Origin of the sequence: Nonomuraea sp. NPDC026600 (assembly GCF_040638335.1) — a bacterium.
Classification (GTDB): Bacteria; Actinomycetota; Actinomycetes; order Streptosporangiales; family Streptosporangiaceae; genus Nonomuraea.
The window spans coordinates 206,262-232,968 of record NZ_JBEZYD010000013.1 but is presented as its reverse complement, the minus strand read 5'-3'; the positions used below and the strand labels follow the sequence as shown (position 1 = coordinate 232,968).

Annotated in this window: 25 protein-coding genes; 12 read left to right on the top strand and 13 right to left on the bottom strand. The window is 71.5% G+C overall.

Annotated elements, in window-relative coordinates; genetic code table 11:
• Nucleotides 1-39 precede the first annotated feature (39 nt).
• Both AB0F17_RS29405 and AB0F17_RS29400 read left to right on the top strand, forming a co-directional pair.
• Nucleotides 40-1,638, top strand: coding sequence for an alpha/beta fold hydrolase (locus AB0F17_RS29405; RefSeq protein WP_358029185.1), 1,599 nt, complete (start codon nt 40-42; stop codon nt 1,636-1,638).
• Between the two features lie 36 nt (nt 1,639-1,674).
• Nucleotides 1,675-2,517, top strand: a complete 843-nt coding sequence (locus AB0F17_RS29400) for a GNAT family N-acetyltransferase (protein WP_358029256.1) — start codon at nt 1,675-1,677, stop codon at nt 2,515-2,517.
• Nucleotides 2,518-2,596: 79 nt separating this feature from the next.
• Here AB0F17_RS29400 and AB0F17_RS29395 read toward each other — a convergent pair whose 3' ends face one another.
• The 3 genes from AB0F17_RS29395 to AB0F17_RS29385 all read right to left on the bottom strand — a co-directional run bounded on the left by AB0F17_RS29395 (nt 2,597) and on the right by AB0F17_RS29385 (nt 4,405).
• On the bottom strand, nt 2,597-2,974 hold the full coding sequence (locus AB0F17_RS29395; protein ID WP_358029182.1) for a DUF3037 domain-containing protein: 378 nt from the start codon (nt 2,972-2,974) through the stop codon (nt 2,597-2,599).
• Nucleotides 2,971-3,783, bottom strand: a complete 813-nt coding sequence (locus tag AB0F17_RS29390; RefSeq protein WP_358029180.1) for a HipA family kinase — start codon at nt 3,781-3,783, stop codon at nt 2,971-2,973. Before AB0F17_RS29390 ends, AB0F17_RS29395 begins: the two co-directional genes overlap by 4 nt.
• 91 nt (nt 3,784-3,874) lie before the next feature.
• On the bottom strand, nt 3,875-4,405 hold the full coding sequence (locus AB0F17_RS29385; RefSeq protein ID WP_358029177.1) for a hypothetical protein: 531 nt from the start codon (nt 4,403-4,405) through the stop codon (nt 3,875-3,877).
• Nucleotides 4,406-4,662: 257 nt separating this feature from the next.
• Here AB0F17_RS29385 and AB0F17_RS29380 point away from each other — a divergent pair, with 257 nt between their 5' ends.
• On the top strand, nt 4,663-5,262 hold the full coding sequence (locus AB0F17_RS29380; RefSeq protein ID WP_358029175.1) for a helix-turn-helix domain-containing protein: 600 nt from the start codon (nt 4,663-4,665) through the stop codon (nt 5,260-5,262).
• A 40-nt stretch (nt 5,263-5,302) separates the two neighbouring features.
• Here the strand turns inward: AB0F17_RS29380 and AB0F17_RS29375 are convergent, their stop codons facing one another.
• The gene (locus AB0F17_RS29375; RefSeq protein WP_358029172.1) at nt 5,303-6,172 is read right to left on the bottom strand and encodes a TIGR03619 family F420-dependent LLM class oxidoreductase; all 870 of its coding nucleotides are present in this window, start codon (nt 6,170-6,172) and stop codon (nt 5,303-5,305) included.
• Nucleotides 6,169-7,416 carry an LLM class flavin-dependent oxidoreductase gene (locus AB0F17_RS29370; protein WP_358029170.1) on the bottom strand — a complete coding sequence of 416 codons (1,248 nt, stop codon included), beginning with the start codon at nt 7,414-7,416 and terminating at the stop codon, nt 6,169-6,171. Before AB0F17_RS29370 ends, AB0F17_RS29375 begins: the two co-directional genes overlap by 4 nt.
• Nucleotides 7,417-7,510: 94 nt before the next feature.
• Between AB0F17_RS29370 and AB0F17_RS29365 the strand changes: the two genes are divergently transcribed.
• From AB0F17_RS29365 to AB0F17_RS29355, 3 genes are all read left to right on the top strand, one after another.
• The gene (locus AB0F17_RS29365) at nt 7,511-8,320 is read left to right on the top strand and encodes a TIGR03619 family F420-dependent LLM class oxidoreductase (RefSeq protein WP_358029167.1); all 810 of its coding nucleotides are present in this window, start codon (nt 7,511-7,513) and stop codon (nt 8,318-8,320) included.
• Between the two features lie 42 nt (nt 8,321-8,362).
• Entirely contained in the window at nt 8,363-8,758 is a 396-nt protein-coding gene (locus tag AB0F17_RS29360; protein WP_358029164.1) for a hypothetical protein, read from the top strand.
• 109 nt (nt 8,759-8,867) lie between these two features.
• Nucleotides 8,868-10,937: a PASTA domain-containing protein gene (locus tag AB0F17_RS29355; RefSeq protein WP_358029162.1), complete on the top strand. Its 2,070-nt coding sequence runs from the start codon at nt 8,868-8,870 to the stop codon at nt 10,935-10,937.
• Between the two features lie 94 nt (nt 10,938-11,031).
• Here the strand turns inward: AB0F17_RS29355 and AB0F17_RS29350 are convergent, their stop codons facing one another.
• Both AB0F17_RS29350 and AB0F17_RS29345 read right to left on the bottom strand, forming a co-directional pair.
• Nucleotides 11,032-12,258, bottom strand: coding sequence for a Gfo/Idh/MocA family oxidoreductase (locus tag AB0F17_RS29350; protein ID WP_358029118.1), 1,227 nt, complete (start codon nt 12,256-12,258; stop codon nt 11,032-11,034).
• Nucleotides 12,259-12,367: 109 nt separating this feature from the next.
• On the bottom strand, nt 12,368-12,895 hold the full coding sequence (locus AB0F17_RS29345; RefSeq protein WP_358029115.1) for a TetR family transcriptional regulator: 528 nt from the start codon (nt 12,893-12,895) through the stop codon (nt 12,368-12,370).
• Nucleotides 12,896-12,992: 97 nt separating this feature from the next.
• On the opposite strand from AB0F17_RS29345, the gene AB0F17_RS29340 reads away from it, so the two are divergent.
• Nucleotides 12,993-15,203: an MMPL family transporter gene (locus AB0F17_RS29340; RefSeq protein ID WP_358029112.1), complete on the top strand. Its 2,211-nt coding sequence runs from the start codon at nt 12,993-12,995 to the stop codon at nt 15,201-15,203.
• Here AB0F17_RS29340 and AB0F17_RS29335 read toward each other — a convergent pair.
• From AB0F17_RS29335 to AB0F17_RS29325, 3 genes are read right to left on the bottom strand one after another with little or no spacing between them, the layout of a single operon-like run.
• Nucleotides 15,200-15,574: a VOC family protein gene (locus AB0F17_RS29335; protein WP_358029109.1), complete on the bottom strand. Its 375-nt coding sequence runs from the start codon at nt 15,572-15,574 to the stop codon at nt 15,200-15,202. The two genes, AB0F17_RS29340 and AB0F17_RS29335, sit on opposite strands and share 4 nt — an antisense overlap.
• The gene (locus AB0F17_RS29330; RefSeq protein ID WP_358029106.1) at nt 15,571-16,083 is read right to left on the bottom strand and encodes a cupin domain-containing protein; all 513 of its coding nucleotides are present in this window, start codon (nt 16,081-16,083) and stop codon (nt 15,571-15,573) included. Before AB0F17_RS29330 ends, AB0F17_RS29335 begins: the two co-directional genes overlap by 4 nt.
• 36 nt (nt 16,084-16,119) lie before the next feature.
• The gene (locus AB0F17_RS29325; RefSeq protein ID WP_358029103.1) at nt 16,120-17,208 is read right to left on the bottom strand and encodes an alcohol dehydrogenase catalytic domain-containing protein; all 1,089 of its coding nucleotides are present in this window, start codon (nt 17,206-17,208) and stop codon (nt 16,120-16,122) included.
• Between the two features lie 146 nt (nt 17,209-17,354).
• Between AB0F17_RS29325 and AB0F17_RS29320 the strand changes: the two genes are divergently transcribed.
• Genes AB0F17_RS29320 through AB0F17_RS29310 form a run of 3 tightly spaced genes read left to right on the top strand, consistent with a single transcriptional unit; the run spans nt 17,355 to nt 22,119 of the window.
• Entirely contained in the window at nt 17,355-18,602 is a 1,248-nt protein-coding gene (locus tag AB0F17_RS29320; RefSeq protein ID WP_358029100.1) for an ABC transporter substrate-binding protein, read from the top strand.
• Nucleotides 18,599-21,379: an ATP-binding cassette domain-containing protein gene (locus AB0F17_RS29315; RefSeq protein ID WP_358029097.1), complete on the top strand. Its 2,781-nt coding sequence runs from the start codon at nt 18,599-18,601 to the stop codon at nt 21,377-21,379. The genes AB0F17_RS29320 and AB0F17_RS29315 overlap by 4 nt, the downstream gene beginning before the upstream one ends.
• Nucleotides 21,379-22,119 carry an ABC transporter ATP-binding protein gene (locus AB0F17_RS29310; protein WP_358029094.1) on the top strand — a complete coding sequence of 247 codons (741 nt, stop codon included), beginning with the start codon at nt 21,379-21,381 and terminating at the stop codon, nt 22,117-22,119. The genes AB0F17_RS29315 and AB0F17_RS29310 overlap by 1 nt, the downstream gene beginning before the upstream one ends.
• A 39-nt stretch (nt 22,120-22,158) precedes the next feature.
• Here the strand turns inward: AB0F17_RS29310 and AB0F17_RS29305 are convergent, their stop codons facing one another.
• Nucleotides 22,159-22,764 carry a VOC family protein gene (locus tag AB0F17_RS29305; RefSeq protein ID WP_358029091.1) on the bottom strand — a complete coding sequence of 202 codons (606 nt, stop codon included), beginning with the start codon at nt 22,762-22,764 and terminating at the stop codon, nt 22,159-22,161.
• A 54-nt stretch (nt 22,765-22,818) separates the two neighbouring features.
• Nucleotides 22,819-23,685: a LysR family transcriptional regulator gene (locus AB0F17_RS29300; protein WP_358029088.1), complete on the bottom strand. Its 867-nt coding sequence runs from the start codon at nt 23,683-23,685 to the stop codon at nt 22,819-22,821.
• A 72-nt stretch (nt 23,686-23,757) separates the two neighbouring features.
• On the opposite strand from AB0F17_RS29300, the gene AB0F17_RS29295 reads away from it, so the two are divergent.
• Complete coding sequence (locus AB0F17_RS29295) at nt 23,758-24,414, top strand: type 1 glutamine amidotransferase domain-containing protein (protein WP_358029085.1); 657 nt, start codon at nt 23,758-23,760, stop codon at nt 24,412-24,414.
• 111 nt (nt 24,415-24,525) lie between these two features.
• Nucleotides 24,526-25,485, top strand: coding sequence for an alpha/beta hydrolase (locus AB0F17_RS29290; RefSeq protein ID WP_358029082.1), 960 nt, complete (start codon nt 24,526-24,528; stop codon nt 25,483-25,485).
• 16 nt (nt 25,486-25,501) lie between these two features.
• On the opposite strand, the gene AB0F17_RS29285 is transcribed toward AB0F17_RS29290, so the two are convergent.
• Nucleotides 25,502-26,656 carry a helix-turn-helix domain-containing protein gene (locus AB0F17_RS29285; RefSeq protein WP_358029079.1) on the bottom strand — a complete coding sequence of 385 codons (1,155 nt, stop codon included), beginning with the start codon at nt 26,654-26,656 and terminating at the stop codon, nt 25,502-25,504.
• Nucleotides 26,657-26,707: the final 51 nt, after the last annotated feature.

Sequence of the window (26,707 nt, the reverse complement as noted above, 5' to 3'; positions counted from 1 at the left end):
CGGTCCTCCTACTGAAGGGGAGGCCGTGTGAAGCGGGTCGTGAGGGTTGTCGTCGGGTTGGCGATGCTGGTGCCGGCGCTGGGAGCCGGTGGGACCGCCGGGGCCACCGGGAGTTCGGTCGGGTCGCCGCTGGACTGGGGAGCCTGTCCGGCGCCGGCGAAGGTGGAGACGGCCGGTTCCGGGGCGGTCATCAGCAGGTCCGCGCCCGCGGTGAGTGGCGTCGAGTGCGCCACCGTGCGGGTGCCGCTGGACTACCACGAGCCGTTGGGGCAGTCGATCACGCTGGCGCTCAACCGGATCAAGGCCAAGGTGCCGCGCGACGGCAACCACCTGGGCAGCCTGCTGGTTAACCCGGGCGGCCCGGGAGCCTCAGGGCGGTCGCTGGCCGAGTACGTGTCGGCGGCGCTCTCGCAGAAGGTCGCCGACCGCTACGACATCATCGGCTTCGACCCGCGCGGCGTGGGCAACAGCGAGCCCTCGATGCACTGCGTCGACGCCGCCACCTACTTCGCCCCGCCCAGGCCGGACGCGGTGCCGCGCGGCCAGGAAGACGAGAAAGTGCTGCTCGGCCGGGCCACCGACTACGCCAACCGGTGCGGTGACCTGTACGCGTGGCTGCTGCCCCACCTGACCACCGAGAACACCGCCAGGGACATGGACAGCATCCGCGCGGCACTCGGCGAGCCGCAGATCAGCTTCCTCGGCTACTCCTACGGCACCTACATCGGCGCCGTCTACGCCACACTCTTCCCCGACCGGGTCAAGCACCTCGTCATGGACAGCACGGTCGACCCGGATGGCATCTGGTACAAAGCCAACCTGGCCCAGGACAAGGCCTTCGAGCGCAGGCACCACGAGTTCCTGGCCTGGACCGCCAAGAACAACGACGTCTACAAGCTCGGCGGCTCGGCCACACAGACCACGTTCGCCTGGTACGCCATGCGCTCCCGGCTGCACGACCGCCCGGCCGGCGGGGTGGTCGGCCCGAGCGAGCTCGACGACACCTTCACCGTGGGCGGCTACACCGACCGGATCTGGCCCGACCTCGCCGCCGCCTGGTCCAAGTACGTGCGGCAGGGCGACGCGAAGGGGCTGATCGACGTCTTCAACAAGTACGGCAAGCAGGACGCCGACGACGAGAACGGCTACGCCATCTACCTGAGCGTGCAGTGCCGCGACGTCCAATGGCCCAGGTCCTGGGCCAAGTGGCGGACGGACATGACGCGGATGCACAAGCAGGCGCCGTTCCTGACCTGGCCCAACGCCTGGTACAACGCGCCGTGCGCGTTCTGGAGCGTGCCCGGCGGCACCCCGGTCACGATCCATGCGTCCCGGCGGCTGCCCTCAATCCTGATGATCCAGTCGAAGGACGACGCCGCCACGCCGTACCAGGGCGCCCTGAACATGCGCAAGCTGTTCCCGAGCGCCCGCATGGTCGTCGACGCGGGCGGCAACCACGGCGCCTCGCTGGCCGGGAACCAGTGCGTGGACCGCCACCTGGTCGCCTACCTGCTCGACGGCACGGTGCCGCGGCACGGAGCCGAGTGTCAGAAACTGCCGGCGCCCAAGCCCACGGTCCATATGGCGGCTGCTGGTCCGCTTGGTCACGAAAGGCTCACCGAGCTCCTGTCCAGATGAGCTATTCGGTGGTCGTTCGCGTAGTCTGACCATGTGATGCTGCGTACATCGGCGTCGCGTGTGCTCGATGACAGCGACCGGGACGAGGCCCTCGCCTTGCTCGACCTCGACCCGGTCGCCAACGTCTTCGTCTCCTCCCGGGTGCGGACCGTCGGACTCAATCCGGCGCGCCTGGGCGGGCAGATGTGGGGGTTCGGACCGCGCGGCGGGCTCGTCTCGCTCTGCTACGCCGGGGCAAACATGGTGCCGGTCAACGCCGGTCCCGAAGCCGTGCACGCGTTCGCCGACCGCGCTCGCAAGCAGGGCCGCCGCTGCTCGTCCATCGTGGGTCCCGCCGACGCGGTCTCGCTGCTGTGGGAGCGGCTGGAGCCGTACTGGGGCCGGGCGCGGACGATCCGCTGGGCGCAGCCGGTCATGGCCACCTCGCGCAGGTCGTCCGTCCCCGCCGATCCGCTGGTCCGGCGGGTGCGCCCGGACCAGTTCGAGACCCTGCTGCCGGCCTGCGTCGCGATGTTCACCGAAGAGGTGGGGGTCTCGCCCAACCTCGGCGACGGCGGCGCCCTCTACCGGACCAGGGTGGCCGAGTTGATCCGCATCGGCAGGTCGTACGCGCGCATCGACAACGGGCGCGTGGTGTTCAAGGCGGAGGTCGGCGCGGTCACTCCGCACGCCTGCCAGATCCAGGGCGTGTGGGTCGATCCCGCGCTGCGCGGCCAGGGGCACGCGGTGGCCGGCATGGCCGCGGTCGTGGACGCCGCCCTGGACTGCTTCGCCCCCGTGGTCTCGCTGTACGTCAACGACTTCAACCACTCGGCGCGGGCGGTCTACCGGAAAGTGGGCTTCCACGAGGTCGACACGTTCATGTCTGTGCTGTTCTAGCTGTTCTGTCCCATGAGGTGGTAGGCCCATTCGTCGGACAGTCCATCTCTCGACGTAGTCCGGCGGCCGGTGTCTTCGGCTAGAGCAGGACCAGTTTGTCGAAGAGTCTGGCCAGCTCGGTGCCGGGGTCGGCGGTGAGACCGGCATGGACCGGGCCGGTCTGCACGATCGTGCTGCGCGGCGCCGTCAGCCAGCGGAACCTGCCGCCGAGCGGCTCCCCGGTCAGCGGTCCCGCGTCGTCGCCGCAGGCCAGCTCGTACGCGCCGAGCGCCTGTCGTACACCGTCGACGTCCGCGGCCGGATCGAGCGCGCGCAGCCGGGCCGCGTCGAGGGCGACCCGTGCGCAGAGGTAGCCGCGCGGCTGGCAGTAGAGCAGCACGCCCACGTTGATCAGCTCGCCGCGCTCGACCCGCGGCATCACGCGGATCACCGCGTACTCGTAGACATCCCGGCTCATCGGTCGCCTCCCCGCCAGAACTCGCCGACGGACCCCGGCCCCGCGGGTCTGCCGGCAGGCGCGTCGGGCCGTCTCAGCCACTCGTGCGGTCCCTGCGCGCGCCTGAACAGGTGGTCGACATAGGCATCGCGTACGGCCTGCGCCGAGTCGAAGCCCGGCTCGTCCTCGAGCCATTCGTCGGGCACCAGGGCGGTCACGGTTTCGAGGAGCTCAGGAGTGATCTTCGCGGACAGCTCGGCCGCCGCGCTCTCGAGGTCGGTGGCGAACGGCGCCAGCACATGATCCCCCACGTCGAACGGCCGTCGCGGGTCCGCCGTCGGCCAGTTGTGGTGGAACCAGAGCGCCGCGCCGTGGTCGATCAGCCATATGTCGCGGTGCCAGATGAGCAGGTTGGGGTTGCGCCAGCTTCGGTCGACGTTGTGGATCAGGCCGTCGAACCAGACCACCCGCGAGGCGAACATCCAGTCGGGCGTCCACGCCAGCGGCTCGAACCCGAGGGCGCCGGGCAGGAAGTCGATCGCCAGGTTGAGGCCGGTGCTGGCCTTGAGCAGGTCCTGCACCTCCTCGTCGGGCTCCCGGATGCCGATCTGCGGGTCGAGGTCGATCAGCTTGAGCTCGGGAGTGCGGAGCCCGAGCCGCCTGGCCAGCTCACCCGAGATGATCTCCGCCACCAGGACCCTGCGGCCCTGGCCCGCGCCCCGGAACTTCACCACGTACGTGCCGAGATCATCAGCCTCGACGACGCCCGGTAGTGATCCGCCTTCGCGCAGCGGCGTCACATAGCGGGTCGCCGCGATCTCATCCAGCACCACACGAGGTTATCGCCCGTTGAGAGCACTTTCGCGCCCGCCGCCGCCCCGACCGGCGCGAACAGCGTTGCGCGGGTCCTCCGGGGATGGGTCAGGAGCGGGCCCGGACGGCGGCCAGGATGATCCGCCGGATCAGGCCGCTGCCCAGGCGGATGAGGATCCAGTAGCGACGGAAGGCGCGGCGGGCGTCGGGGCTGGTGGCGAGCACCCTGGTCTCGGTGACCAGGCGGATGCGCCCCGGCCCCGCGTCGTCCAGCAGGAAGCTGAACGTCCCCTTCGCGTAACCGGGCCGGTCGAAGGCGCGGAAGTCGTCCGCGTCGCCGATCGCCGGGGTGTGTTCGGCGCGGCCCAGACGCCACCACTGCCCGATCGTCCCGAGGACGATCTCCCGCATCGGGTCCACGGCCAGCGGCGTGAAGGTGGGCGCGGTCTGCTTCTGCCGGTCGCCGGAGGGGCGGGAGAACAGGCGCCGGACGGCGAACAGCGGCTTGGCCAGGCGGATGTCCTGCGGGTCGAGGTGGGTGAGCGCCTGCCAGACGCGGTCGCGGGAGGCGTTGATCACGATCGAGTGCCGCTCCGCCGTGTCCGGGTGGGGGATGAAGTCGTCGACCAGTGTCGGCATGGGGGGGCTCCTTGGTCTGGGCGGCCCCTTCTCGGCCACCATACGGTTCCGTATGGAAGCGACTATACGCCGCCGTATGGCAGGCTGTCGGTGCGGGGTGAAGGTCCTGTGCGCGGGCAAGAAGCCTTGCGGGGCAAGGCTTTGCGCGGGGCAAGGTCTCGTGCGGGGCGAGGTCTTGCGCGGGGCAAGGGGCCGTGCGGCGCGGTGGAGGGTCGGCCCTGGGCGGGGCGCGGTCGAGTGAGGGAGGGTGTGGGGTCGTGGAGCGGTTGGGTCCGGACGACTGGGCGCGGGCCGCGTTGGTGGCGCTCGCGGAGGGTGGGCTGGGCGCCGTGGCGGTGGAGCCGGTCGCGGTGCGGCTCGGCGTCTCCAAGGGCAGCTTCTACTGGCACTTCGCCAACCGCCGGTCGCTGGTCGAGGCGGCGCTGGCGCGCTGGGAGGACGAGACCGAGCAGGTCATCGCCCGGCTGGAGGCGCTCGACGAGCCGGTGGCGCGGATGCGGGCCCTGCTGGACCTGGCCTTCGGTGACGAGCAGGATGCGGCGATCTCGTTCCGGCTGATCAGCGAGGCGGACGATCCACTGGTCGGCGAGGTGGTGCGGCGGGTGAGCGACCGCCGGCTGAGGTACATGCGGAACGTCCTGCGCGAGCTCGGCCAGTCGGAGGAGGAGGCGCGCAGGCGGGTGCTGGCGGCCTACGGCACCTACCTCGGCCTGGCCGCCCTGATGCGCATCGGAGCGGTGGACGAGATGCCGGGCGCCCTGGTCGACCTGGCGATGGCCGAGCTGGGCCTGCCCGCGACCGCCCCGTCATTACGACCGCCCCTAACGACGACGGGCCCTGACGACGACGGGCCCTGACGACGACGGGCCCTGACGACGACGGCCCCCGCGGCCGGGGTCACATCTTCGCGATGACCTCCTCCGCGAACCGTTCCATGGTGGCGACCTTGAGTTCCAGGCTGCCTGCGCCGTACCGCGCCTTCTCCTCGGCGGTGGCGAGCCACCACGGGGCGGCCATCGTCCCGGTGACGCCCTTGGCGGCGAAGTGCCGGAAGGTGTCGGCGTCCGGCAGCACGGCCAGCGGAGCGATGATCTCGAACGGCCCCGTCCTGCCGTACTCGTCCAGCAACTGCCGTAACGAGCCGAGGACGGTGTCGAGCTGCTCCTCCGTGTAGATGCGGTTGCCGATCCAGCCGTCACCCAGCCGGGCCGCCCGGCGCAGCGCCGCCTCGCTGTCGCCGCCCACCAGGACCGGGATCGGCTCGGCGGGCGTGGGCGAGATGGACAGCTCGGGCAGCCCGTCGATCGTGACGGTCCGGCCGCTCCAGAGGTCCCGTAGCGCCGGGATCATCTCGTTGAGCCGCCGCCCGCGGGTGTGGAAGTCCTGGCCGGTGGCGGCGAACTCCTCCGCGCACCACCCGACGCCCACCCCGAACGTGACGCGGTCCCGCGACAGCACCGCCGCTGTGGACACCTGCTTGGCCACGGTGAACAGATCGCGGGCCGGGGCGATGTAGACGTTGGGGGCGAAGCGCAGCGTGTTGGTCACCGCGGACATCGCGCCGATCGTCACCCACACGTCCGGCCAGTGCGTCTCGGCGGTCCAGCGCGGCTTGCCCGACTTCGAATAGGGGTACGGCGTCGCGAAGTCGGCGTAGAAGAGGTGGTCCGACAGCGTGAGCGTGTCGAACCCGCACTTCTCAGCCGCCTTGGCCAGATCGACGAACTGGTCGGTGTCGGCGAACGAGGCGCCCAGCCAGAATTTCACTGGAACTCCGGAATGACCTTGGTGGCGAACAGTTCCAGGTTCCGCTTGACCGTGTCCAGCGGCAGCACGCCCTGCTGTCCCTGCATGTAGAGGCCGAACCACTCCAGGTCGGGCATCCGGTCGAGCATCCGCTGGATGCCGCGCTTGACGTCGTCGGGGGTGCCGAACAGCGCCATCTCCACGTCGTTCATCCGCTTGGCGTCGCCCTTCTCGGGGGAGATGGGCTGGTGTTTCGCGTCTTCCTTCTTCCGCAGCACTTCCAGGTAGCCGAACGGGCCGAAGAAGGCGGCGAAGTCCTTGGGGATGCTCCGGCCGAAGGTGTTGATCGCCTCCTCGGTCGTCTCCGCGATGCCGACGATCTTGAGGATGCCGGTGTGCTCGCCCAGCTTGTAGTCGCGGCCCTGCCTGGCGGACTCCTCCTGGTAGAGCTTGGCCTTGGCGGCGTGGTCGTCGGGGTTCGGGGTGAACATCCACGGCAGGATGTTCTCCTGCGCGGCCCTGATGACCGAGCGGTCGGAGATCGTGAACGGCTGCCACAGCTCCGGATGCGGGTTCTGGTACGGCCTCGGGCAGACCGAGACGGCCTGCACCTTGTCGTCGTCCGAGATCTCACCGGGGGCGCCGAACGTCTTCGTCCACTCCAGGGCCGGCCAGCCCTCGATGCCGTCGAACGGGTAGGGGATCTCGTAGTCCAGTACGTCGGACTTGTAGCGGAGCGTCTCCTGGGTCCAGGCCATCTTCATGATCTTCAGGACCTCGCCGAAGACGTCGAAGTTCCGCGTGTCGGAGGCCGAGCCGTCGGAGCGGGCGGCCGCCGCGTGCCAGCGCTGGCCCAGCACGTTCATCCACCGGTTCTGGTAGCCCCTGGCCACGCCCAGCCGGAGCCGCCCCTTGCAGAACTGGTCGAGGAGCGCCACGTCCTCCGCCGCCCGGATGGGGTCCCAGGCGGGCAGCACCATGCCGAGTGGCGCGAGCAGGATGCGTTCGGTCCTGGCCGCGAGGTCGGTGAGGAACATCAGCGGGTTGACCGAGAACTCCATTCCTTCCGAGTGGAAGTGGTGCTCGGTCATCATCAGCGCGTCGAAACCGATCTGGTCGGCGTGGACGGCGATCTCCCGCACCTCGTGCAGCAGTTTCTGGTACGACTCCGTGTCGCGCCCGATGGGACGCTTGGCCTTGGCGTTCTCCTCGGCCGCGTATCCGGAGCCTGGAATCTGCGGATTCAGGAAGATGGAAAACTTCACCAGGAGACCTCTTTCCGCGGGGCGCTTCTCTGTCCGGCAAGCTACTCTAGAAATCTTAGCCGAGCAATCGCTTGGTTGACGTCAGGAGAGTCGTATGCGGCTTGGTGTCACCATGTTCACCACGGATCTGGGCATGCCGGTCGTGGACCTGGCCAAGGCAGCCGAGGAGCGCGGATTCCACTCCCTCTACGTGCCGGAGCACACCCACATCCCGATCTCGCGGCGCACGCCGCACCCGATGGGGCTGGGCGAGCTGCCCGAGGAGTACAAACGGACGCTGGACCCGCTCGTGGCGCTCTCGTTCGCCGCCGCCGTCACCGAGCGGCTGGTCATCGGCACCGGCATCCTGCTCCCCGCCCAGCGCGACCCCATCGTGACCGCCAAGGCGATCGCCACCCTCGACCACCTCTCGGGCGGGCGCGTGGTGGTCGGCGTGGGCTTCGGCTGGAACGTGGAGGAGATCGAGAACCACGGCGTGGAGTACGGCAGGCGGCGCGCGGTCGCGCGGGCCAACGTGCTGGCCATGCGGAAGCTGTGGCGGGACGAGGTGGCCGGTTTCGATGGGTTCGAGCCGTCGTGGTCGTGGCCCAAGCCGATCTCCGCACCGCCCGTCTACATCGGCGGCGCGGCGGGCCCGAAGCTGTTCGCGCACGTCGCCGAGTACGCCGACGGCTGGATCCCGATCGGTGGCAAGGGCATCAGGGCCGCGCTGCCCGCCCTGCGCGAAGCCTGCGAGAAGGCGGAGCGGCCGATGGCCAAGGTCATCCCGTTCGGGACGCTGCCGACCAGGGAGAAGCTCGACTACTACGCCGAGCTGGGCATCGAGGAGTCGGTGGCCAGCCTGCCCAGCGGCTCGGCCGACGAGATCCTGCCGCTGCTCGACGAGTACGCCCGGCTCATCTGAGTCTGCCGTAATCTCGGAGGCCTCCCAGGCAAGGTCGAGGCGATGCGGCGGGCGCGGGTGTGGCAGGTGGTCGTGGCCGGTGCCGGGCTGGTCATGGGGGTGGCCGGGTTCGTGCTCTGGCTGCGTGGGGCGCAGAGTCCCGGGCTGGCGGGAGAGTGGACGGGGTCGGCCGGCACCGAGCCGGTCTTCCCGGTGGCCATGGAGCTGTCGGACGAGGACTCGGCCCTGCGGTGGGGTGCGGGGCTGCGGTGTTCGGGGCGGCTCAACCCGACCAGGAGCCGCCTCGTGTTCACGCTCGACCGGGTCAAGGGCGAGGGGTGCGTCGCGGGGATGCTGCGGGTGTTCCCGACGCGGGAGCTCGACCAAGTAGCCATCAAGATGACACGTCAGGGTGACACGGACATCACCTATTCAGGCACGCTCTCGCGACATTCTTGACGGGATGTGTCACGGTCAGGCGGCATTGCGCCGATCACCGTTGACTCTCCAGCGTCCGTTCCCTTCAGTGGATGGGGAAAGGCGGGTGGCGGCGAGGGGAGGCAACCCCGTGCCAACGGCACAGCCACTCAGAACGGGGGATCCGCGGCGGCTCGGCGCCTACGAGCTGTCCGGGCGTCTGGGTGAGGGCGGCCAGGGCGTGGTGTACCTCGGGACGAGGGTCGAGGACGTCTACGCGGTCAAGCTGCTGCATGGACCCGTGGGGGACGAGAAACTGGCGTTCCTGCGGGAGGTGGAGCTGGCCAAGCATGTGGCGCGGTTCTGCACGGCCCAGGTGGTGGACGCCGGGTTCGACGAGGGCCGGCCGTACATCGTGAGCGAGTACGTCGACGGGCCGTCCCTGCAGCGCGAGGTGGCGATCACCGGGCCGCGCCGGGGCGCGGCGCTCGAACGGCTCGCCGTGAGCACGGTCACCGCGCTGGCGGCGATCCACCGCGCGGGCATCGTGCACCGCGACTTCAAGCCGCAGAACGTGCTGCTCGGCCCGGACGGGCCACGGGTGATCGACTTCGGGCTGGCCAGAGCGCTGGACGCGGCGGCCACGGTGAGCGGGCGAGGAGTCGGCACGCCCGCGTACATGGCGCCGGAGCAGATCACCGCGTCGGCTCTCACGGGGGCGGCGGACGTCTTCTCGTGGGGCGCCACGATGTGCTTCGCGGCCAACGCGTCGGCGCCGTTCGGGCAGGACTCGGTGGCGCCGGTGCTGCACCGCATCCTGACCGCGCCGCCGGAGCTGGGGCGGCTGGACGGGCGGTTGCGGGAGCTGGTGATCGCGTGCCTGGACAAGGACGCCCGGAACCGGCCCGCCAGCCGGGAGTTGCTGCTCGCGTTGCTGGGCGACTCCGACTTCGTGCCGCCGGAGGTGCTGCGCTCGCCGCCGCCGCACATCCTGCGGGTGATGCCGGCTCCGTCGGTGGCGCACGGGGGGTCGAACCGCCCTCCGGCGTACCCGGTGGCCGAGCCCGAGGCGACGGGGGCGCCGGCCGGTTACCGGCTGGGCGGCGCCTCGTCGGACGACGCCACGTCCTGGTCGCCGATCGTCCCGCGGCAAGACTCCGGGGAGCCGGGCGTCCCGCGGCAGGGCACCAGGGAGCCCGGCGTGCGACGGGACGGCGCCGAGCACGTCGGCCCGCCATACGAGGGCGCCGGCTCCTTCGACGGTGGTGCTCTGGGACTCTTGGGTGAGCCGGGGCGGCGCACGCGCCAGGCCGTGGGCCGGGCGGCTCTCGCGGTCACCGCCGCGCTCCTGGTGAGTGGCGCCGTGCTGGTCGCCGTACTGCTGCCGACGGCCAAGGGCAGCGATCAGGCCCGTCCGCAGGCGGTCGAGCGGCCGTCCGTCGGGACGACCGGGCCGCCCTCGACCGCGACCGCGCCCGAACTCGGCCGGCCGGCGACCAGGCGGGGAGAACGGGCGCTGGGCGGCCATCTGCCGACCACGCAGTCTCCGCCCGCCGGCCTGGTGGGGGTGCGGGTGCCGGTGGTGGCCGGGATGGAGCGGTCGACGGCGATCAAGGCGATCAAGCGGGCCGGGTTCGCGGTGGGGGCGATCACGCAGGCCGACTCGCGGCAGAAGATCGGCCAGGTGGTGAGCAGCAGTCCGGCCGGTGGGGTGACGGTGGCGCGGGGGAGTACGGTCGCGCTTCAGGTGTCCGCGGGGCTGGCTGTTCCGGCGGTCGTCGGGCTGGAGAGCAAGCGGGCGGAGGCGGACCTGGTCGGTGCCGGGCTGGTGGTGGGTGAGACCACGAGCACCTGTTCCGACCGGCCGGACGGGCAGGTGCTGTCCAGCCGGCCGGGGGCGGGCAGCCGGGTCTCCGGTGGTACGAAAGTGGCGCTGGTCGTCGCCCGCCATGGGGCCGCGGTGCCGGCCGTCGCCGGGGAGTCCAGGGCGGCGGCTCGGGCGGCGCTCCGGTCGGCCGGGTTCGTCGTGAGTTTCAAGGAGCAGGTGGTCGCGGAGGAGGCGCAGGTGGACGTGGCGCTGGCGCAGAGTGTGGCGGCCGGGAGTTGCGCCAAGCCGGGCGCCACCGTGGTCGTGACCGTCGGCGTCGCGGGCCAGGGCGACCCCGATCCCACCGAGCCCACACCGACACCCACCTCGGAAACCCCGCCGGCCCCGGAGTGACGCCCACCTCGGTAAACGGCCCCGGAGTGACAGCCGCCGCGGACGCGCTGGACGTCCGCCCGTCGTGCGGAGTCGCGGGCTGCCGGGTTTGCGGCTAGCTCTCTCCCGTGGGGGTGACGATCACGCCCTCCAGGCGGGATCTCTCGGCCGCCCAGGCGATGAGATGGCTGTGCAGGCTCTCGCTCGGCGAGGAGAGGATCGGAGCGCGGTCGCGGGTGCGTACCGCGGTCAGGAAGGCGTCGACCAGCGCCTTGTCGCCGCCCCCGTGCCCGCCGGCGGCCGTCCCGTCACCGGTCGGCCGGGTGTCGACGGTCTCCTGGCCGCCGGTGCGGAAGTCGGTGACGTCGAGCCGCTCGCCGTCGCCCTCGATCGAGCCGTGGGTGCCGAAGATCCGGGTCTGCCGGCGCAGGGTGGGGGTGAAGGCGGTCATGGTGAAGGAGACGGTGACGCCGCCCTCGAACTCCAGGTTCACCACCTGGTGGTCGACCACGTCGTTGTCGCAGGCGTACACGCACCTGCCGTACGGGCCGGTCCGGAGCGCCTCGAGGATGCCGCGCTCGGAGAGGTCGTCGGTGACCACGTTCAGCGGCCACACGTCCCTGCCCGCCAGCGGCAGGTAGAGGCGCTTGGCCGAGTAGGGGCAGGTGTCCTCGACGGCGCAGTCGAGGCAGCGGTCGGCCGCGCCCTCGGGCCGGTGCTCCGGCCTGAAGTGCTTGAGGCCGCCGAACGACGACACCTTGGCGACCCGCCGGCCGGTGAGGTGCACGAGCCAGTCGAGGTCGTGGCAGGACTTGGCGAGCAGCATGAACGTCGACTCGTCGGACCTGCGCCAGTTGCCGCGCACATAGGAGTGCGCCTGGTGCCACCAGCCGACCGGCTCCAGGTGCTGGATGCTGACGATCTCGCCGATCCGGCCGGAGTCGAGCAGCGCCTTCAGCGTGCGGGTGTACGGGGTGTAGCGCAGCACGTGGCAGACGGCGAAGATCGCGTCGGAGCGCTCGGCGGCGGCCACGATCGTCCGGCAGTCGTCCTCGGAGACGGCCATCGGCTTCTCCAGCAGGATGTCGTAGCCCAGCTCGGCGAACCGCACCGCGGGCTCGACGTGATCGGCGTCCTGCGTCGCGATGATCACGGCGTCCGCCTGCCGGGGGAGCGCCGCCAGCTCGCGCCAGTCCGCGTACCGCGCCGCGCCCGAGTGCCTGGCCCGGCGGCTCTCGACCGGATCGGCCACCGCCACCACCCGCGCCCCGCCGGACTCGACGGCATGGCGAGCATAGGACGTCCCCCGAGAACCCGCGCCGACGACGGCCAGCGTCACCATTCCGCCTCCACTTATGTAACCAGCTACCGTATGTCCGGCCGATGCTAGGAACCGGGCAGTTGGTCGTCAATTACGGCTGGCGCTCGACCACGTCGAACGCGAGATGCCGCTAGATGGCCAGGGTGGTGCGGACCAGCAGCTCGCGCACCGTCTCCTCCGGCAGGTCCATCGTCTGCACGACGCCCCACTGCAGTGCGCCGAGCACGGCCCAGCCGCGGATCCGGGCCGCGGCGTCGGGGTCCGGCCCGGCGAGCCTGGCGAAGATCTCGTCCCTGAACGGCCTGATGGCCTCGCCCGGCGAGCCCGGCGGCGCGTCGTCGGCGCCGACGATCTCCTCCATCAGCAGGCGGATGACCATGCGGTGGCGTACCACGAAGGTCGCCAGCGCCTCGACGAACGCCTGCCTGTCGCCCGCGAAGTCGGTGTCCAGCAGGACGCACATGTCGTCGCCGGCGGGCGCGGTGAGTTCGGCGGCCAGCCGGTCCTTGGGATGGAAGTGGTAGGCCACAGCCGTCTTGGTCAGGCCCACGACGGCGGCGATGTCGGCCAGCGAGGTGGCCGCGTAGCCGTGGACCGCGAACAGCTCCCTGGCGGCGGCCAGGATCCGGGAGCGAGTGTCGTCGGCTGTGTTCATCATCTCATTTCCCTGTGATCTACAGCCTTCCGGATATTTGCTGTCTTAACGTATCCCTGTACGACCGTACAGGACGGCCGTCGAGTTGGGGGAGCTGGCGATGACGCGCTTTCTGGGACGACTGGGCGGCTGGTGCGCGCGGCATGGGCGGATCGTGCTGGCGTTATGGGTGATCGCGGCGGCCGGACTGATGGGCGGCAGCCTGGCGCTCGGCCGTCCGGTGAGCAACGACGCGACGATCCCCGGCACCGACGCGCAGCGGGCGCACGACCTGATGGTCACGGGCTTCGGCCCCGGGCTGGCCGCGGGCGGGACCGTGCAGCTGGTCGTCTACTCGGACAAGGGCCTGCTCATCGACAAGGCCAAAAAGGCGGCCGTGGAGCAGGCCGTGGACCGCATCCGCACGGTGCCGCACGTAGTAGGGGTCGATTCGCCGTTTCGGCGGGGCGGCATCGCCGCGAACCTGAGCATCGGGCTCATCACCGTGCGCATGGAGGGGAACGACAGCACCAAGCTCGCCGAGACCACGCAGGCGCTGTCGAAGGCCGCGGACCCGGCGCGGGCCGCCGGGCTGGAGGTCGTGCCCGCGGACAGCTCGACCCCGGCCGACAAGGAGATCAAGACCGGGCCGAGCGAGATCATCGGCGTGGTGTGCGCGCTGCTGGTGCTGGTGTTCGCGTTCGGGACGCTGACGGCGGCGCTGGTGCCGATCTTCACCGCGCTGGTCAGCGTCGCAGCGGGACTGGGCGTGATCGGCCTGCTCGGGTACGTCGTGGACGTGCCGAAGCAGGCGGGCATCATGGCCACGATGATCGGGCTGGGCGTGGGCATCGACTACGCGCTGTTCCTGCTGTCGCGGCATCGCCGGTTGCTGGAGTCCGGGGTGCCCGTGGAGGAGTCGGTCCGGCGTACCGTGGCGAGCTCGGGCGGCGCGGTCGTGTTCGCCGGCGGCACGGTGATCATCGCGCTGAGCGCGCTGATGTTCGGCGGCTTCCCGCTGCTGAGCACGCTCGGGTGGATCACCGGCGTCTCCGTCGTCTCAGCCGTGCTCACCTCCGTCACCTTGGTGCCCGCCCTGCTGGGCCTGCTCGGGCATCGCATCAACGCGCTGCGCATCCCGTTCCTCGGCAGGAAGCGCGCCGAGGGGTCAGGATGGGGCGGTTTGGGGGTGTGGGTGGCGCGGCGGCCGTGGCGGGTGCTGCTGTCGAGCGTGCTCGTGCTCGCCGCCCTCGCCGCGCCCGCCCTCGCGCTGCGGCTCGGGCCCCTCGACGCGGGATACGGCGCGAAGGAGTCGGAATCGCGGCGCGCGTACGAGCTCATGGCCACGGGGTTCGGGCCCGGCAGCAACGGCCCGCTGATCGTCATCGCCACGCTGCCCGGCAAGGTGGCCAAGGCCACCGACCCCATCGTGGACCGGCTCTCGCGGGAGATCGACGCGGTGGACGGGACCGCGCACGTGGCCCCGGCGAAGCTGAACATCTCAGGCCGTTCGGTGATGATCCAGGTCATCCCCGACTACGCGCCGAGTGACAGCCGCGCCGCCGAGGTCGTGCGCGACGTCCGGGCCATCTCCGTGCCGGGCGTCGAGCTGAACGTGGGCGGCAAGGTGGCCGCCATGGTCGACGCGGGCGACCGCATGGCCGAGCGCACGCCGCTGGTCATCGGCGTGGTCGTGCTGCTCAGCGCGCTGTTGCTGCTGCTGGCCTTCCGCGCGCCGGTGCTCGCGATCAAGGCGGCGCTGATGAACCTCGTCTCCCTGGGCGCCGCGTTCGGCGCGCTGGCGCTGGTCTTCTCCATCGGCCTGGGCAGCGGGCTGGTCGGCATGGACGCCCCGTCGAACGCCTCGTACCTTCAGACGATCTTCTTCAGCGTGCCGATCGAGAGCTTCGTGCCGCTGATGCTGTTCGCGGTGCTGTTCGGGCTCTCGATGGACTACGAGGTCTTCCTGCTGACCTCCGTGCGGCAGGCCTACCTCAAGCACGGCGACAACGGCCGCGCGGTCGCCGAAGGGCTCGGCGCGACGGGCCGGGTGATCACCTCGGCGGCGCTCATCATGGTGGCGGTGTTCGTCGCCTTCATCGCCTATCCGGATCCCATGGTCAAGACGTTCGGCGTGGGGCTGGCCGTGGCCGTCGCCGTGGACGCCACGATCATCCGCGGCTTCCTGGTCCCGGCCACCATGGTGCTGCTCGGCCGCCTGAACTGGTGGTGTCCCCGCTGGCTGGACCGCCTCCTGCCCAACCTGTCGGTCGAGGGGCACGAGGAGGAGCCCGCCGCGCCTCCGGCCAGGGACCTGGTGACCACCGCCTAGCGGATCCACAGGCAGAAGGGATGCCCGGCCGGGTCGAGGTAGACCCGGACGTCATCCTGCGGCTGGTACTCGGCGAGTGTCGCGCCCGCCGCCACCGCGTGGGCGCCCGCGACCTCGAGGTCGTCCACCTCGAGGTCGAGGTGCATCATCATCTGCTGGTCGCCGGGGCCGGCGGGCCAGACGGGCGGGACGTGGTCCGGGTCGGTGCTGAACGACAGCCCGGCGCCACCGCCGTGCGGGGGGCGGAGCGTCACCCAGCCGGGCTCGTCATCGTTGATCCGCCAGCCGAGGAGCCGCTGGTAGAAGATCGCCAGGGCCTTGGCGTCCGTGGATTCGAGCACGGTGGCGGAGAGCGCGAAATGGGGTGTCATGGGACCATGTACTGGTCGTGGCGCAGGTACAGGTCCGTCCACTCCTCGTCGGTGAGCTGCCTGCCGGTGCTCACGATGTCGGCCAGTTCCGCGAAGTACGCCTCGCGTGGCGCGCCCGGGGTGAACAGGATGAGCATCGAGACGGGTGCGCCGGACTCGTTGCGGAACCCGTGCACGCCGCCCTCCGGCACGTGCAGGAAGTCGCCGGGGTTGCCGTCCGCCCACTGCTTGCCGTTGTAGAGCTGGACGGTGCCGGACAGGACGTAGAAGGACTCCGTGATCGTCCGGTGGAAGTGCGCTCCGGCGCCGCCGGGGCGGGTGCCCATCTCCCAGCGGTACAGCCCGAACGCGCCGTTGGTCGAGGCGCCGGTGCTCAGGTAGTGAACGTCGGTGCCGCGGGGCTCGGCGCCGGGTGCGTACATCCGGAGGTCGGGAGGCGTGTCGGCGGCCCGCAGGATGCCGCTGGCCTCGCCGGCGTCGCCGAAGTAGCGGGCGTCGGGGTAGGACATTTCATGACTCCTCGCTGTTCCTTATGGAATGCGAGATTAGAAGATGACCACCGTTCTTGCCACCGCGCCCTGCCGTACCTGCTCGACGGCCTCGTTGATCTGCTCCAACGCCACTCGTTCGGTGATCAGGCCGTTGAGGTCGAGGCGGCCGCGCAGGAACTGGCCGGCCAGCATCGGGAGGTCCCGGTGCGGGGCGGCGTCGCCGCCCTGGGTGCCCATGAGGCGACGGGAGGAGAACAGCAGGGCCGGGTCGAGCTCGACGGGGTGACCCGCGGGCGGGCTGCCGACCATGACCGTGGTGCCGCCCGGCGCGGTCGCCGCGAACGCGCTCGCCAGCACGCCGGGGACGCCCGTGACGTCGAAGGCGTAGTCGACGCCGCCCCTGACCAGCTCGCCGACCTGGGCGGGGAGGTCGGCGGGGACCAGGGTGTGGGTGGCGCCGAACCGTTCGGCCAGCTTGAGCTTCTGGTCGGCCACGTCGGCGGCGACGATCGTGGTCGCGCCCGCCAGCACCGCGCCCTGGATGACGTTGAGGCCGACGCCGCCGCAGCCCACCACGAGGACGCTGGAGCCGGGCGTGACCTGGGCGACGTTCAGGACGGCGCCGACGCCGGTGATGACGCCGCAGGCCAGCAGGCACATCGCGGCGAAGGGCGCGTCCTCGGAGATCTTCACGCAGGTGGCCTCGCGGACCACGGCGTACTCGGCGAACGCGCCGATGCCGATGAAGCGCCGGGTCTCCTGGCCGTCGAGCGTGATCCGGGGCTCGCCGCCCATGATCGCGGTCATCCTGGCCGGGCCGGAGCACAGGTGGAAGCGGCCGGCGCCGCAGTTGCGGCACTTGCCGCAGGGCCCGCTCATGGAGATGATCACGTGGTCGCCCGGCTTGACGGTGGTCACCCCGGCGCCGACGCTCTCGACGATGCCGGCGCTCTCGTGGCCGAGGATGAACGGCAGCTTGTGGACGACCGGGCTCTTGCCGTCGATGGCCTTGAGGTCGGAGCCGCAGACGCCGGACGCCTTGACCTGTACGCGCACCTCGCCGGGGCCGGGGTCGGCTATTTCTACTTCGCGGATCTCCATGGGCTGGTGGAAACCGGTCAAGACGGCCGCGCGCATGAGCATGTGCCTCACGCTAGCCGGGCGGGTGATTGTGAGCAAGCGATTGCTCGGCACCGTTGACACCCCTGGCGGGCAAATTTACGCTGACCAAAAACCAAGCGAGCGCTAGGCCAAAGTGCTGTGCGTCTTGCCGTACAAAGGTGAGAACGATGGTGCGACGACATCAGCGGCGGAGTGCGGCGATCCTGGCGGCGGCGGCAGTGCTGTTATCCGGGTGCGCGGCACAGCAGAAGAGCGCGAGCGGTGGCACGGCGGGTGTGACCGACACGACCGTGAAAGTCGGCGGGGTGCTGACGAAGACCAGCGCCAGCGGCTACTCGACCAAGGACGCCGAGATCGGGGCGAAGGCCAGGTTAGAGCGGGCCAACGCCGAAGGCGGCGTCAACGGGCGGAAGATCGAGTTCGTCGGCGCGGAGGACGACGGGCAGGACGCGGCCAAGGGCGACGCCGCGGCCAAGAAGCTCGTGCAGAAGGACCAGGTGTTCGCGCTGGTGCCGGTGCACGCGCCCAACTTCGGCGGCGCCGCCTTCCTGGAGCAGCAGGGCGTGCCGTGGTTCGGCTGGGCGACCGGGCCGCAGTGGTGCGGCACGAAGACCGGGTTCGGCTACAGCGGCTGCCTGGCGCCCAAGAAGGGCGCGGGCTCGCAGACCTGGTGGGGCAGTCAGATGGCCGACCTGCTCGGCGGCGCGAGCGGCAAGACCGTGTACGTGCAGACCACCGACTCCAGCGGCAGCAAGTACGGCGGCACCACGATCTCGCAGTCGTTCCAGGCGGCGGGGTTCAAGCTGGTCGGGCTCAACTCCGGCCTGCCCGCCGCGGCGCCGCCGCCCGACTGGCTGCCGTACGTCAACAAGATCATGACAGCCGACGGGGGCAAGGCGCCAGACGTCCTGGTGTCGATCATCGCCGGCACCAAGTTCAACGTGGGCCTCTACTCGGCGCTGAAACGGGCCGGGTACAAGGGCGTGCTGACCGACGCCACCAGCTATGACCCGGCCATACTCAAGGATCCGGCGATCGCGCAGGCGCTGGAGGGCGTGGTGGCCGCGCCGATGTTCGAGCCCTTCGAGTCGGACGCGCCGGAGATCGCCGCGTTCAAGGCCGACGTCGAGAAGGTGTCACCCGGCGCCACCTTGACCCAGCACATGGCCATCGGCTATTGGGCCGCCGACATCTTCCTCGACATGCTGAAGAAGACCGGCAAGGACCTGACCAGGGAGAAGTTCCTGGCCACCGGCAACGGCTCGTACACCTACGAGAACGCCGGCTTCGGCAGGGTCCAGTACCCCAAGGACCACAGCGAGCCGAACGGCTGTGGCGCCCTGGTCAGGCTGGAAGGCGGCGCCTTCCGGGTGGCCAAGAGCATGAAGTGCTTCGACAACGTGCCGCTCAAATGATCCTTGGCTACCTGCTCAGCGGGCTGGTCACCGGGGCGATCTTCGCTGTCATGGGGTCGGGCCTGACCCTGTCGTATGCGGCGACCGGGGTGTTCAACTTCGCCCACGGCGCCGTCGGGTTCCTGACCGCGCTGCTGTTCTACCAGCTCAACCTGGCCGCGGGAGTGCCCGCCTGGCTGGCGGCGCTGCTGGCCGCCGGGGTGTTCGCGCCCGCGCTGGGTTACCTGCTGCATCTGGTCATGTTCAGGGGGCTCGCCCAGGCGGGGGAGACCGCGCAGATCGTCGGCACGATCGGCCTGACGATCGCGCTGCCCGCGCTCGGCCTGCTCGTCGTGGACCTGCTCGGGCTGCCGAGGGCCGACGGCACCACCCTGCCGCGCGGTCTCGGGCCGCACCCGGTGCTCGGTTTCGAGGTGCTCGGCGCGCGGCTCGACACCGACCAGCTCATCACGTTCTGCTTCTCGGCGGTGGCCGCCGCCGGGCTGTGGGCGTTCATGCGGCACACGCCGTACGGGCTGCGCATGCGGGCCTCCGTCGACCGGCGGCGGCTGGCCACGCTGCGCGGCATCGACGTGGACGCCACCTCGGCCCTGGCCTGGATGCTCGGGTCGGGGCTGGCGGGGCTCGCCGGGGTGCTGGCCGTACCGGTGCTCGGGCTCGACGCCACCGCCTACACCGTGCTGCTGTTCGCCTCGGCGACGGCCGCAGTGTTCGGGCGGCTGCGGTCGATCCCGTGGACGTTCGCCGCGGGGCTGGCGCTCGGCGTGGTGCAGAACCTGGTCGCCGGGTACACCGACTTCCTAGAGGAGATCACCGGGCTGCGGACGGCGGTCCCGGTCATCCTGCTGTTCGCCGGGCTGGTGCTGCTGAACAGGTCGCGGGAGCGGGTGGCCGGGAGCGCGGCCGAGGACGCGCCGCCGCCCGACCACCTGGCCGGGGTGCCCGCGTGGCGACGGCGGCTGCCGTGGGTGCTCGGATTGGTGGCGCTGCTCGTCTTCACCTTCGCCGGTCCCGAGTACTACGTCGACCGGGCCGCCCAGGGGCTCGTGCTGGCGCTGATCTTCTGCTCGTTCGTGGTGGTGACCGGGATCGGCGGCATGGTGAACCTGGCGCAGGCCGCCTTCGCCTCCATGGCCGCGCTGACCTGCGGATGGGCGTTCTCGGCCGGGTGGCCGCTGTTCGCGGCGATCGTGGTGGGGGTGCTGGCGGCCAGTGCGGTGGGCATGCTGGTGGCGCTGCCCGCGCTGCGGCTCGGCGGGCGGGTGCTCACGCTCGCCACACTGGCGCTGGCCCTGCTGGCGGACCAGGTGCTGTTCCAGGTGGACGCGTTCAGCAACGGGACGATCGGCTGGTCGCTGCCCGCGCTCGGCTTCGGGTTCGCCGACACCTCGGATCCGCGGGTCCGGGTGGTGGTGCTGCTCGCGCTGATCGGGCTGGTCGGACTGCTGGTGCGCAACCTCGAAAGGTCGGCCTCCGGGCGGGCGATCCTGGCGGTCCGGTCGGCTCCCGCAGCGGCCACCACCTCGGGGCTGTCGGGGCCGCGGGCCAAGATCGTGCTGTTCGCGCTGGCCTCGGCCATCGCGGGACTGGGCGGGGTGCTGTTCGCCGTGTCCAAGGGGTCGATCACCGCCACCGATCTGCCGGCGTTCTCCGGGTTCGTCTGGCTGGCCGTGGTGGTGCTGCAGGGGGTACGGCGGATCGGCGGGGCCGTGCTGGGCGGGCTCGTGGCGGTGGCGGTGCCGGAGCTGCTGGAGACGTGGGGGGTGTCGGCGCAGGTGGGGGCCATCCTGTTCGGGGCCGGGGGGATGATCCTGGCCAAGCATCCGGACGGGGTGCTGGCCCAGCTCGCAGAGTCCCGCCACCGGCGGCGCCAGGCGCGGGCCGCCGGCGCCGCTCCGGTGCAGGTCGCGTCCGCCCCGGTGCAGGCCGCGCCCGCTGCGGTCCGGCCCGCGTCCGCCTCGCCTGGCGCGTCTGACTTGCCGAGCGGACCCGCCTCGTCTGGCGTGCCTGTCTCGCCAGATGTGCCCGCTTCCCCAAGCGCGTTCGGCGCGCCACTCCTGGATCTGGTGAGCTCGCGGGTGGCCGGTGCGGTCGCGGAGCCGTTGTTCCGGCTGGACGGGGTTGTGGCGGGATACGCCGACTGCACGGTCCTGCGGGGGGTGGATCTCGAGGTGCGGCCCGGCGAGGTGGTGGCGCTGCTGGGCGTCAACGGCGCGGGCAAGTCCACCACCTGCGCCGTCGCGGCCGGAGACCTGCCGGTGGCCGCCGGACGGGTGCTGCTCGACGGCGTCGACGTCACCGCCTGGCCCGCCCACCGACGGGCCAGGGCGGGGGTGCTGCTGGCTCCCGAGGGGCGGGGCGTGTTCCCCGGTCTCACCGTGGAGGAGAACCTGCGTACCTGGCTGGCCGAGCCCGACGCCGTCTACGAGCGGCTGCCCCAGTTGGCCGCCCGCCGTACCGTGCTCGCCGGCGCGCTGTCCGGCGGCGAGCAGCAACTGCTCACGCTCGCCCCCGCGCTGGCCCGGCCGCCCAAGGTGCTGATCGCCGACGAGCCGTCGCTGGGCCTGGCGCCGCTCGTCGTGCGGCAGGTGTTCGAGGTGTTCGCCGAGCTGCGCGAGCGCGGGGTGGCGCTGCTGCTCGTGGAGGAGAAGGCCACAGAAGCGCTGGCGATCGCGGACCGGGTGGCGTTCATGCGGCTCGGCCGCGTCGTGTGGGCCGGGCCGCGCGCCGAGGTGGACGGCGACCGCCTGACCGCCGCCTATCTGGGAGTGACGTGATGCTGGCTGTACAAGAGGTGTCGGTGGCGTTCGGCGGGGTCACGGCGCTGGACGCGGTGTCGTTCGAGGTGCCCGAGGGGCAGGTCTGCGGGGTGATCGGGCCGAACGGGGCGGGCAAGACGACGCTGTTCGACGTGGTGTCGGGGCTGCGCCGGCCGAGCGGTGGCCGGGTGCGCGTAGCGGGTGCGGACGTGACCGGGGTGTCGCCGGTCAAGCGGGCCCGCGCGGGTCTTCGCCGTACCTTCCAGCGGACGCAGGTCTTCGGGCGGCTCACCGTGGCCGACAACGTGCTGGCGGCGCTGGACTGGCACGGCGGCGGGGGCGGCCTGATGGCCGACCTGGCCGGACTGCCCGCGCGGCGGCGGCTGGACCGCGAGCGGCGGGTGCGCGTGGCCGAGGTGCTGGAGCTGTGCGGCCTGGCCGAGGTGCGCGACGCCTACGCCGCCGCGCTGCCCGTCGGTCAGCGCAGGCTGGTCGAGCTGGCCCGCGCCATCGCCGACCGGCCGCGCCTGCTGCTGCTCGACGAGCCCACCTCGGGCCTGGACGCGGACCAGACGGTACGCCTGCGCGCGGTCGTCCACGCGCTGGACACCACGGTGCTGCTGGTCGAGCACGACATGGGCTTCGTCATGGACACCTGCGACCGGCTCGTCGTCCTGGACCTGGGCCGGGTCATCGCCACCGGCACCCCGGCGGAGATCCGCGACGACCCGGTGGTGCGAGCGGCTTACCTGGGCTGATCGGGATCCTCGTAGCGGGTGGTAATCGCGGGATCGTGGTCAAGGTTCCAGGGTGATCCCTTCACGCCGGAGGTCCTCGATGATGCCGTCCACCAGCCGGGTGCTCACCGTGTGGTCGAGCCGCCCGTTCTCGCGCAGCTCCCGTACGGCCGGCACCGGGTCGGGGTCGGCGAACAGGCGCTCGTCCGCGTAGTCGACCGGCCGGCCGGTGGGGTCGAGCGTCCACCAGGAGGCCTCCAGCGCGATGCCGTTGGGGTCGCTGAAGTAGATCGATCGCAGGAAGCCGTGGTCGATCACGTCCGTGACCTCGCAGGCGTGTGCCTTGAGCCGGTCACGCAGCCTGATCAGGGCGTCCTCGTCGGGCAGATGCAGCGACAGGTGGTCGAACTGGGCGGCCTTCGCGTAGGGGACGCCGGCGGGCTTGGCGAAGCTGTCGAGCTCCTGACCGGTGTACTCGAAGAAGGCGACGGTGTTACCCGGCGCCACCTCGAAGAAGTAGTGCTTGAAGGCGGGGATCGCGAGCGTGGTGACGAGACGGGCGTCGAGCACGCCGTGCCAGAAGCGCACAGTGGCGTCCATGTCCGCAGTGACCAGGGCGAGGTGATGCACCCCTCGCCAGTGCACCGTTTCGGGGGTTGCAGCCATATGCCAACAGTACGCCTTTCAACTATCCATGGCGATGACTCTGTGGTCGGCGAGCTAGTACGGCGGGGCAGCCCTCAGCGCCGCCAGCAGGTGCCCGTGCACCCTGGCGACGGCGGCTCTGGCCAGCCCGCCCGAGCGGACCGCGAGGTAGCCGGTGTTGATCGGCGCGAGCTCCGGCTCCGCGAGCGCGACCAGCCGGCCCGCCGCCAGATCGGTCCCGCACAGGTACGCGGGCAGGACGGACACGCCCATCCCGGCCCGCACCGCGTTCAGCACGCCGCGCAGGTCGGGGATCACCACCTGCGCGGCCATCGACGGCCGCCGCCCGAAGACCGTCCGCCAGTAGCGGCGCACGATGGGCAGATCCTCGGCATAGGCGATCAGCGGCATGGCCGCGAGATCCGCCGCCGCGGCCAGCTCGGGACTGGCCACCAGCAGGAACTCCTCGTCGTACGCGGGCTCCGCCTGGACCCCCCGTACGCGCGGCCGGATCGTGGACACCACCAGGTCGAGCCGCCCGGCCGCCAGGTCGGCGAGCAGGCCGTCGGACAGCCCGAACGTGGTGCGCAGCCGCAGCCCGTCGCGCACCAGCGGCGCGAGCAGCGGGATCACCTGCTCGCAGACGAACTCGGCCGGGCCGCCCAGATGGACCGCCTGCTCCGACGGCAGCTCCGCGTCCACCACCGCGTCCAGCGTGTCGAGCGAGCCGGCCACCCGGCGGGCCAGCTCGTCCGCGGCGGCCGTAGGGGCGACGCCGCGCGGCAGCCGGTCGAACAGCGGCCGGTCCAGCGCCGCCTCCAGCGTCTTGACCTGCGCGGTCACCGCAGGCTGCGACAGGCCGAGCGTCTGCGCGGCGGCCGTGATGGAGCCCGTCCGGTGTACCTCGAGGAACGTCCTGAGCAGGTCCAGCGAAAGCGACATATCAGTATTCTGATGGCTGGCTGTCGGATTTACTATTTGTCGCTGATGGGTCGGCGGGGCGATGCTCAGGACATGACCAAGCGCATCCTGATCGTACTGACCAGCCATGACGACCTCGGCGGAGTCAGGAAGACCGGCTACTACGTGCCCGAGGCGGCCCATCCCTGGGAGATTTTCCAGCGGGCCGGGTTCGAGGTCGAGGTGGCGAGTGTGGGGGGCGGCCGGACGCCCGAGGACGGGTACGACCCGGCCGACCCCGTCCAGACCGCCTTCCTGGCCGACCTCGAAGGGCGGGTCGTCCCGCGCCTGGCCGACCTCGACGCCGCGCCGTACGACGCGGTGTTCTACGCCGGAGGGCACGGCACCATGTGGGACTTCCCCGACGACCCGGACGTGGCTCGGCTCGGGCGGGAGGTGTACGAGCGCGGCGGCGTCGTCGCGGCCGTCTGCCACGGCCCGGCGGCGCTGGTGAACCTCACGCTCTCCGACGGCTCGCACCTCGTGTCGGGCAAGCGGGTGGCGGCGTTCACCAACAGCGAGGAGAAGGCGGCGGGCGTGGCGGACGTGGTGCCGTTCCTGCTGGCGGACGCGCTGCGGGAGCGCGGCGCGCGGCACGAGGGCGCGGGGGACTTCGAGCCGCACGTCGTCGTGGACGGCCGCCTGGCCACCGGCCAGAACCCGGCCAGCGCCGCCCCGCTCGCCCAACAGGTCGTCGAGCTGCTGAGCTGACCGGTTGGCGGGTGAAAGCGGGACAAACGCCGCCGGATGTCGGTTGCCCCGCGGCGCCCGGGATCTGATCATCGAGGGGTAGGTCAAGCGCCTCGTGGAAGAAGAAGCGACATGGCAACACACCCCAATCTGGACCCCGAACTCCGTGCCGGGCTCGGCCAGATGATGACGATGCCGGACCTCGGGCTGTCTCGAGAGAGCCTCGCCGGGCATCGGGCCCAGATCAACGCCATGTTGGCGGCCGCGCCCCCGCCGGAGACCGACGTCTCGATCGAGGATCGCCACGTGCCGGGACCCGAGGGCGCACCCGACGTCCGGCTACGGATCTACCGCCCGGCCGGAGCCGAGACGGACCGGCCGGGGCTGTACTGGATCCACGGCGGCGGCATGATCCTCGGCATCCCCGAGATGGACGACGCCATGGTGATCCAGTACGCCGAGGAGCTCGGCGCCGTGATCGTCTCCGTGGACTACCGGCTCGCCCCCGAGGACCCGCACCCCGCGCCGGTCGAGGACTGCTACGCCGGGCTGCTGTGGACCGCCAAGAACGCCGGTGAACTCGGCCTCGACCCCACCAGGCTGGCCGTGGGCGGCGCGAGCGCGGGCGGCGGGCTGGCCGCGGCGACCGTGCTGCTCGCTCGTGACAGGGGCGGGCCCGCCGTCTCCTTCCAGTTGCTCGTCTGCCCGATGCTCGACGACCGCAACGTCACCCCGTCCAGCCACGAGTTCGCCGAGGCCGTCATCTGGGACCGGGCCGCGAACCTGTTCGGCTGGACGGCCCTGCTCGGCGACCGGATCGGTGGCGACGACGTCTCGCCCTACGCCGCGCCGGCCCGGGCCGCCGACCTGGCGGGGCTGCCGCCGTCGTTCATCGATGTGGGGGAGCTGGAGGTGTTCAGGGATGAGTGCATCGAGTACGCGGGGCGGCTCGTGCAGGCCGGGGTGTCGACCGAGTTCCACCTTTATCCCGGGGCCTTCCACGGGTTCGACGGGCTGGTTCCCGACACCGAGCTGAGCCGCAGGGCCAAGGCGAACCGGCTGGCGGGGCTCAAGCGGGCGTTCCGCGTCTGACGCGGGGGCTGGGCGGTCAGGCGGGTGTTCCGCCGTTGGCGCGCAGGCGTACCAGGGCCAGGGCCAGGTGGGCGCGGAGCCGTCCGGCGGAGTCGGCGAGCGAGAAGCCCAGGACCGACTCCGCCCGCGCGATCCGCGCGGCCATCGAGCTGTGGTGCAGGTGCAGGACGGTGGCGGCCCGGCGCACCGAACCCTCGGCGCAGAGCGCCCGCACCGCCGCGCGGGCCTCCCTGCCGAGCCGCTCCATCGACCGTACGTCGGCCAGCTCGGCGATCGCCGCGTCGGGCACGTCGACGTAGAGGGCCAGCGCGCCCAGCTCGGTCCAGCGCACCACGCGGTCCTGCGGCCCGGTGAAGCGCAGCGCGGTACGCGCGCCCGCCCACGACTCGGCCACCCGCGAACCTGGCAGCTCAGGGCCGATACCGATCCGCGAGGAGGCGGGCAGCTCAGAGCCGATACCGACCCGCGCGGAGTCGGGCGGCCGGGGGAGCGCGGTGGCCACCAGCACCGCCTCCGTGTCACCGATCCGGGCCGCGCGGACGTGGTGCCCCATCGTCCGCACCCCGGGCACCAGAGCGAAGCCTTCGTCCACGGGGATCGCGATGGCCAGCGCCTGCAGCGGCGTCGCGGGGTCGAACCCCAGTAGCCGCAGCGCCCGCGCCCGCTCCGCCTCGCCGGTCTCCGCCGACAGCGCCAGCTCCACCAGCGCCGGGTCCCGGCCCTCGCGGGCCAGTGCCACGGCGCGTTCCAGCGTGACCTCCGCCGCGGCCGCGAACCGTTCGAGGACGATCTCGTCCAGCCCGTGCGGGGTGCCCTCGCGCTCCATCCAGACCGCGCCGAGCCCGGACGCCAGCTCCCTGACCATCTTGAGCTCGGCGCCCGGATGGTCGGTGTTCGTGCGGCCAGGTTTCGCTTCGTCGGCCGCTGGGCGGTCGGCGGGGGGCTGGTCGGTGCTCGGGTGGTCGACGTGGCCGTCGGGGAACGTGCGGGTGCGCCGGCCGGTGGCCGCGTCGAGCAGGCCCACCGGGCACTGGGTCAGCCGCGCGGTCGCCGAGAGCAGCACCGGGACGCTCACGTGGTCGCGTACCAGCGAGTCGAAGTAGGCGATGACGCGCACCGCGCTCTCCGCGTCGGTGTCCAGCGTCGACAGTCGGAGCAGCAGTCCTCGCACCACTTCAGCGTATGTCCGAAAACGACCACCTGGCGATGAGACCAAGCGTAC